Raw genomic sequence first — 7,185 nt, 5'->3', positions numbered from 1 at the left:
GATCATCACCGTCACCCGGGGGCGGGGACGGGGGTTCGCCGCCGCGCCGGTCGGGGTGTTCGTCGTCGACGCCAACCGGGCACGGTGGCTGCCGGCGTTCGATCCCCACCCGGTCGCGCTGATCGGGGTGTTGACCGGACTGCTGTCGGCGGTCATCGCCGCCCTCGCTGTGCTGCGCCGCCCGCCGTGGCCGGACCTGCGCCGCTGAGCGTCGCGGCTGCGCCGTCAGGGTCCCGGCTCGGCGTCGGCGTCCCCGGCGACGACCCGCCGGACGGCGACCGGCGTGCCGTCGCGCCGTGTCGTCACGTGCGGCGGGGGAGCGCTGATGCGTCCCTGCACCGGGGCGCCGTTGGCCATCGGCGGCGCGACGACGCGCCTGGTGTCGGTTGTGGTGTCGCGGACGGGCGCGGCGGCGCCCGGCACAGCGCCCGGCGGCATCATCGGCAGCGCGGCGGCGGCTGCCGGCGTGACGGACGGTGCCGCCCTGGTGGCCGGCGGCGCGGGCGGCGCGGACGCGGGCACGGTGGCGGCCGACGGGATCGGCGGCGGCCCGAGCGTCGCGGCCGGCGCCGTGCCGGCTCGTCCCGCGCCGGCCCCGCCGGGATACCCGGCGAACCCGGGCGACTCGCCGTCGACGTCGCCGTCGAGCACGCCGGGCAGTGCCTCCTCGGCCGGCATTCCGGTGCCGTTCTGCAACGCGGCCATGCCCGCCTGCACGGCCTGCTGGCCGGCTTGGACAGCCTGCTGCGGCGCCTGGGCCAGCGGTTGCAGCGCGCCGCTGAGCAGGCCGGCGAGCGCGCCGGCAAGGCCCGCCCCCAGCTGCGGGGCCTGCTGGGCCGGCTGGCCCGGGTCAGCCGCCGCCAGCGCGGCGGCCGCGTCGTCGTCGTTGGCGGGGAATTTCGCGTGCGCGTCGGCGGCTTTGGCGGCGCGTTCGGCGTGCCCGATCTGCGCGTCGAGGTTGTCCGACGCGATGCCGCTGTTGGCGGCGGCGGCCAGCGTCGCCAACAGGTTGTCGATCGCCGAACCGGGGCCGGGCACCGGGGTCGGGGTGATCGGCGGGGGTGCGGTGTTCGCCGCGGCCGCAGCCGCGTAACCGGCCGGTGCGGCGTTCAGGTCGGCCACGTCAGCGCCCCTGCCGCGGGTGCCGGCGCCGGGCCCGCGAGTAGGGCCGTCACGTGCTCGCGCACCCGGTCGCCGTTCGGGGCGGCGAACAGGCGCGGGGTGTCGATCCCGTGTGCCGCGGCGAACTGTCGCGCCGAGGTGTCGACCCCTGCCCGGTCGAGCACCCGTTGAACGGCACCCAGGATGTCCTGACCGTAGGGAGCCGCGGCGGCGGTGGCCCGACCCTGGCACTGCAGCACCGTGTCCACGATCTGGTCGATCTTGTCCGGCAGCGGATCTTTCGAATGATGAATCCTCGATATCCGGGCATTGCCGTCGTCGGCGATGGCGGCCAGCTGAGAGCGCAGCTCGGCGGCCGCGTCATGGGCGCCGTCGAATGCCGCCCTCTTGGCGTCGTGCTTCTCCGCGATGTCGCGCGCGTGCGCTTCGCCGCGTTCGAACGCGCCGCACACGTCGTCGGCGGTGACACCGGTCTGATCTGCCAGTGGCCCGATACGGGTCTGGCGCAACTGCTCCCGCAGCCGGTGGTAGGCGGCCGCGGTGCCGGCGACAGCGGCCGACGCCTGCCGGATGACGTCCAGGCTGGAATTCGACGGCCAGACGTGACCGACCAGCACGGCCGAATAGTGGCCCGGCGGAACATCGGTCATCGGCGTCTCCCCCCGGGGGCCGATGCTATCGCCGATCGGCGGGTGCGCCACTCACCCCGCGGCGGGCGAACGTCGTCAGGTGTCTGCGCGCAGCCGCAGCCGCATGCGCACGAACACGGTGGCGACGACGCCCAGCACCACCAGCATCGCCATGTCCAGCAGCCAGGCGCCCGGCGTGTGCGACCAGAACCGGTCACCGGGCACCGCCGGCTCGACGTAGCGCAGATCGACGGTCGACGCCGACGCCGCAAACCCCCACCGGGCCGGCACCAGCCACGACACCTGGTCGAGGCCCACCCGCCCGGTCACCTGGATCAAGCCGCCGGCCAGCACCATCGACGCCATGATCGTCACCACCAGCAGCGGCAACACCTGCTCGCCGGACCGGGCCAGCGCCGACAACGCCAGCCCGACCAGCGCGGAGACGACGGCCGTCAGCGCCAGCGACAGGTACAGCTCGGCGAGGGCCGCGCCGGGGCCGTCGCCGAGCAGCACCGCGCCGCGGGTCGGCATGCCCTTGCCGGCCGCGACGATTGCGGTCAGCACCGCGGTCTGGATGAGCGCCGCGATGCTGTAGACGAGGACCTTGGCCGCCAGATACGCCGACGCCGACAGGCCCACGGCCCGTTCGCGCCGGAAGATCAACCGTTCCCCGACCAGATCCCGCACGGTCAGCGCGGTCCCGGTGAACACCGCCGCGATGTTGAGCAGGATCAGGATGTCGCTGGGTTCCCCGGGTTGCGGGCCGCGCGGATTCGCGTAGCCCAGCCCGTTGCTGCCGGGCACCGCCAGCGACAGCGCGCCCAGCACGAACGGCAGCAACGCCAGGAACGCGAAGTACCCGCGGTCGGCGGTGATGAGCCGGGTCTGGCGGCGGGCCAGCGTGACGACCTGACGCCACCGGTTGGTGTGCGGCGGGGTGCCCAACGGCGCCGCGCCGGTGGTCGGCAACCGCTGCGAGGTGGCGGGATGGCGCGCCAGGAAGGCCCGGTGCGCACCGTCGGGGTCGGTGCTGACCGTGGCGAAGATGTCGGCCCAGTCGGTGGTGCCCATCACCGGCCCGATCTCTGCGGGCGGGTCGGCGAACGCGGGCCTGCCGCCGGGCGCCAACAGCACAACCTGGTCGCACATGGTCACGTAGGTCAGCGAATGCGTGACCACGATGACCACCCGGCCGGCGTCGGCCAGCCCGCGCAGCATCGTCATCACGTGCCGGTCCAGGTTCGGGTCCAGCCCCGAAGTCGGCTCGTCGAGGATCAGCAACGACGGGCCGGTCAGCAACTCCATGGCGACCGATGCACGCTTGCGCTGCCCGCCGGACAGTCTGTCGACGCGGGTGCCGCGGTGCGGGGTCAGCTCCAGCTCGTCGAGCACCCGGCTGACCACCTGGCGGCGGTCGGCTGCCGAGGTGTCCGAGGGCAGCCGCAGCTCGGCGGCGTAGCTGAGCGCCTGTTCCACGGTGAGCTGGCGGTGCACGACATCGTCCTGGGGCACCACGCCGATCCGGGACCGCATGGAGGCGTACTCGGCGTGGACGTCGTGCTCCTCGAAGGTGACCACCCCGGCCGTGGGCCGCGTCGTCCCGCCGATCAGCGTGACCAGGGTGGATTTCCCGGCCCCCGACGGGCCGATCACCGCGGTCAAGGTGCCCGGCTGCGCGGCGAACGAGACGCCGCGCAGCAGCTCCTGGCCGTGCCGCGTCAGCGCCAGCCCGTGAGCGGTGAGTCCGCTGGCCTGTGCGGGTGCGGCGCGCGGAACCAGCGTCGCGCCGGAGAGCGCCAGGTCGGTGTTGCCGACGGTGACCACCTCGCCCGGACCGAGCACCGCGGCGGTGACGCGCTCGCCGTTGACGAATGTCCCGTTGCTGCTGTTGTTGTCGCGAATTTCGACGCCATGCGGGCCGGGGACCAGGATCGCATGCACGCGGGACACCAACGCGTCGCTGACGACGACGTCGTTGGCCGTGGAGCGGCCGATCGTCGTCGCGTGCCGCGGCGCCGCCGCGGGCCGGGCGGGCAGCTGGATGCGTGCCGTGTCGCCGAACCCCTTCGGGCGGTCGGGGGGCGGCGGCCGCCGCGCCGACGCCGGCGGCGGACCAGCCGGCCGGGGCGACCACGTCGGGGAGGCGCCGTCGCCGCGCTCGACTGTCGCCGGGGTGGGGACGGGTCCCCGCGTGGGGCGCCTGCGGGGCTCGTCGGCGAACCGGAACGTCAGCCGCGGGCCGTGCGGGCTGCCCAGGGCGATGCTCTGGCGGTCCCGCACCGGGATCAGCTTCGCCCGGACGCCGTCGACGTAGATGCCGTTCTGGCTGGTGTCGACCACCACCCAGCGGGGTCCGTCGCAACGCACGATCGCGTGCTTGCGCGAGATCAGCGCGAGGTCGCTGGGATCGCCGTCGTGCAGCCAGATGTCGCAGTCGCGGTCACGTCCGATGACGACATCCCGGCCGGCCGGGAAGGTGCGCATCGCCGCCCCGAGCCAGACCGTCAGCACCGGGGCGCGGACCATGCCCGCGGCGAACGCGGTCGTCGCGGCGTCGTCCGGGGACGCGCCGCCGTGATCTGTCGGTTTCATCCGTCGTTCTTGTTGCTCTGGTTGCTTTCCAGACGAGCTGCCTCGTCGCTGCCGCACGACAACAGGTCCGAGCATATAAGCGCGTGCCGTGCGCGGCGCAGTGTCAACCGGGCGCGGCCGCGCGGTGACCACATCGAGTCTCAACCTTGACTTGACCCTCAGACGAGCTGGCGGTGACCATGAAACGATGCGCCGACCGCTGCGTGTGCTGTGCGCTGCGCTGTGCGCGGCCGCCGTCACGCTGTCGGTCGCGCCGCGCGGCGCGGCGGTGGTCACGCCGTGGTTCGCGGGCGCCGTCGGCAACGCCAGTCAGGTGGTTTCGGTTGTCGGAACGGGCGGTTCGACCGCCACGATGGACGTCTACCAGCGCACCGCGGCGGGCTGGCAGCCCATCGGAGCCGGAATCCCGACGCACATCGGGTCGGCGGGCCTGGCGCCGCAGGCCAAGAGCGGATACCCGGCCACCCCGATGGGCGTCTACTCGCTGGACTCCGCGTTCGGCACCGCACCCAATCCGGGCGGCGGGTTGCCGTACACCCAGGTCGGGCACAATCACTGGTGGAGCGGCGACGACACCAGCCCGACCTTCAACACCATGCAGGTCTGCCGGCAGAGCCAGTGCCCGTTCGACACCTCCGCCAGCGAAAACCTCGACATCCCCCAGTACAAGCACGCGGTGGTGATGGGCGTCAACAAGGCCCGTGTCCCCGGCAAGGGCGCCGCGTTCTTCTTCCACACCACCGACGGCGGGCCGACCGCGGGCTGCGTGGCGATCGACGACGCCACGCTGGTGAAGATCATCCAGTGGCTGCGGCCCGGCGCGCTGATCGCGATCGCCAAGTAGGCGTCACGCCAGCGCGCGCCCGGTTTTCGCTTTGAAGTCGATGCCCGCCAACGACATTCGCGCCTCGTAGGTGCGGTCGTAGCCCGTGGCGCAGATCCGCCATCCGTCGGTGGTGCGCCGGTAGCGGTCGCGGTAGAACGCCGCGCCGATCAGCATGAAGTCGTATTCCGGCACGATGACACGGTCTTGCAGATACCAGACGCCCGACGCCTCGTCGCCGGTGACCGCGATCTCGGGGTGGGTCACCCGATGCTCGGTGATGACGCCGGGGCCCATCGCCGAGCGCATGTAGCCGACCAGGTCGGTGCGGTTGGTGAAGTGCAGCTCCTTGCCCAGCGACGAGCCATAGTCACCCTTGACATCCTCGGTGAGCGTGGCGGCGAAGTCGTCCCAGTGCTTGGTGTCCATCGCACGCAGATAGCGGTACTTGACCTGTTCGATCGCCGCGATGTCGGTGCGCACGGCGCCGGGGTCGTCAGGGCTCATCACGTCATTGCAGCACACCGGGCCGAGCGTGCGGCAGCGGGCAGGGTCCGAGTACTTTCGGAGCGGTGAGCCGATCCCGGTATGCCGCATTGTCCCGCGCCGAGCTGGCCGCCCTGGTCCCCGAGCTGTTGTTGATCGGGCACATGATCGACCGCTCCGGGATGGCTTGGTGCATCCAGGCGTTCGGCCGCGAGCAGATGCTGCAGATCGCCATCGAGGAGTGGTGCGGCGCCAGCCCGGTCTACACCACCCGGATGCAGCGGGCACTGAACTACGAAGGCGACGACGTGCCAACGATTTTCAAAGGCTTGCAGCTCGACATCGGCGCTCCGCCGCAGTTCATGGACTTCCGCTACACCGTGCACGACCGCTGGCACGGCGAATTCCAGCTCGACCACTGCGGCGCGCTGCGCGACGTCGAGCCGATGGGCGACGAGTACGTCGTCGGCATGTGCCACACCATCGAGGACCCCACGTTCGACGCGACCGCGATCGCGACCAACCCGCGCGCGCGGATGCGGCCGATTCACCGTCCGCCCCGGGTGCCGGCCGACCGGCGACCGCACTGCGCGTGGACAGTGACCATCGACGAGTCCGACCCACCGGCCCGGGGCATTCCGGCGCTGGAGGTGATACGCCAAACCCATGCCGCCACATGGGATCTGGATGCGATCGATCCGACCGGCACCGGCCTGGCCGACTACTCCGGCCCCCTGTTGTCGGATCTCGACTTCGGCGCCTTCTCGCATTCGGCGCTGGTGCGTATCGCCGACGAGGTGTGCCTGCAGATGCACCTGCTGTACTTGTCGTTCGCGATCGCGGTCCGGGCGCGGGCCGGCGACGACGCCGGGCTGGCCGCGTCGGTGGGCACCCGGCAGCTGACCGGCCTGGCCGGTCTGGCCGCCGAACGCATCCGTCGCGCGCTGTCGCTGCCCGGCGGCATCGCGGGCGCGCTGCGGGTGTTCGAACTGCACCCTCTGCTCAACCCGGCCGGGTACGTCGACGCCGCGGTGACCGACCGCCTGGTGGTGCGCCGGTCGGCCGCCCACGACGACGGCGCCTGGATTTCGCTGTGCACGCCGGAGTCGACGCAACCGCTGCAGGCCATCGCCACCGCCGTGGACCCGCATGTCGAGGTTCGGGTCGGCGGAACAGGCACCGACTGGACCGCCGAACTAGTCGAAGCAGCCGCTGCGGCCGACGAACTCCCAGAAGTATCGGTGGCGAAGGTCAGCCGGGGTTCGACCTTCGCGTTCGCACCCAGGCGCTCGCTGCCGCTGACGGTGGTGTGAACTCGGGCCGCGCGGTCACCTCGAATCGGTTGGTGTCGCTTTGGTGACACCACGGCATCGACCCCGTACCGAAGCCGTTCGGGCCGGTTCTGATGACTCCGGTCCGCCGTTATCGTGAACTCTGGCCACCGACCGCCGTCGACGCAAGGTATTCGCTTATGCACGACCCACCGGGGTTGTCGCACGACCCACTGGGTTTGTCGCACGACCCACTGGG

Annotated in this window: 7 protein-coding genes; 3 read left to right on the top strand and 4 right to left on the bottom strand. The window is 72.2% G+C overall.

The window, feature by feature from the left end; all coding sequences use genetic code 11:
- On the top strand, nucleotides 1–208 hold a 208-nt coding region (locus tag ABDW21_RS04730; protein ID WP_343710130.1), incomplete at its 5' end, for a hypothetical protein.
- A 17-nt stretch (nucleotides 209–225) separates the two neighbouring features.
- Here ABDW21_RS04730 and ABDW21_RS04725 read toward each other — a convergent pair.
- The 3 genes from ABDW21_RS04725 to ABDW21_RS04715 form a co-directional block, all read right to left on the bottom strand.
- Complete coding sequence (locus tag ABDW21_RS04725) at nucleotides 226–1,122, bottom strand: hypothetical protein (RefSeq protein ID WP_343600382.1); 897 nt, start codon at nucleotides 1,120–1,122, stop codon at nucleotides 226–228.
- Complete coding sequence (locus ABDW21_RS04720; protein WP_343600381.1) at nucleotides 1,110–1,772, bottom strand: hypothetical protein; 663 nt, start codon at nucleotides 1,770–1,772, stop codon at nucleotides 1,110–1,112. The genes ABDW21_RS04725 and ABDW21_RS04720 overlap by 13 nt, the downstream gene beginning before the upstream one ends.
- Nucleotides 1,773–1,847: 75 nt before the next feature.
- Entirely contained in the window at nucleotides 1,848–4,280 is a 2,433-nt protein-coding gene (locus tag ABDW21_RS04715; protein ID WP_343710136.1) for an FHA domain-containing protein, read from the bottom strand.
- Nucleotides 4,281–4,533: 253 nt separating this feature from the next.
- Here ABDW21_RS04715 and ABDW21_RS04710 point away from each other — a divergent pair, with 253 nt between their 5' ends.
- Complete coding sequence (locus ABDW21_RS04710; protein ID WP_343710129.1) at nucleotides 4,534–5,190, top strand: L,D-transpeptidase; 657 nt, start codon at nucleotides 4,534–4,536, stop codon at nucleotides 5,188–5,190.
- A 3-nt stretch (nucleotides 5,191–5,193) separates the two neighbouring features.
- Here ABDW21_RS04710 and ABDW21_RS04705 read toward each other — a convergent pair whose 3' ends face one another.
- Nucleotides 5,194–5,694: a nuclear transport factor 2 family protein gene (locus ABDW21_RS04705; RefSeq protein ID WP_343600379.1), complete on the bottom strand. Its 501-nt coding sequence runs from the start codon at nucleotides 5,692–5,694 to the stop codon at nucleotides 5,194–5,196.
- Nucleotides 5,695–5,741: 47 nt separating this feature from the next.
- Between ABDW21_RS04705 and ABDW21_RS04700 the strand changes: the two genes are divergently transcribed.
- Nucleotides 5,742–6,968 carry a hypothetical protein gene (locus ABDW21_RS04700; RefSeq protein ID WP_343600378.1) on the top strand — a complete coding sequence of 409 codons (1,227 nt, stop codon included), beginning with the start codon at nucleotides 5,742–5,744 and terminating at the stop codon, nucleotides 6,966–6,968.
- Nucleotides 6,969–7,185: the final 217 nt, after the last annotated feature.

The sequence above is a fragment of the Mycobacterium sp. genome (assembly GCF_039583805.1).
In the GTDB taxonomy this organism is placed as follows: domain Bacteria; phylum Actinomycetota; class Actinomycetes; order Mycobacteriales; family Mycobacteriaceae; genus Mycobacterium.
Note: the sequence above shows the minus strand (reverse complement) of the source record. Positions and strands in the feature narration are given on the sequence as shown.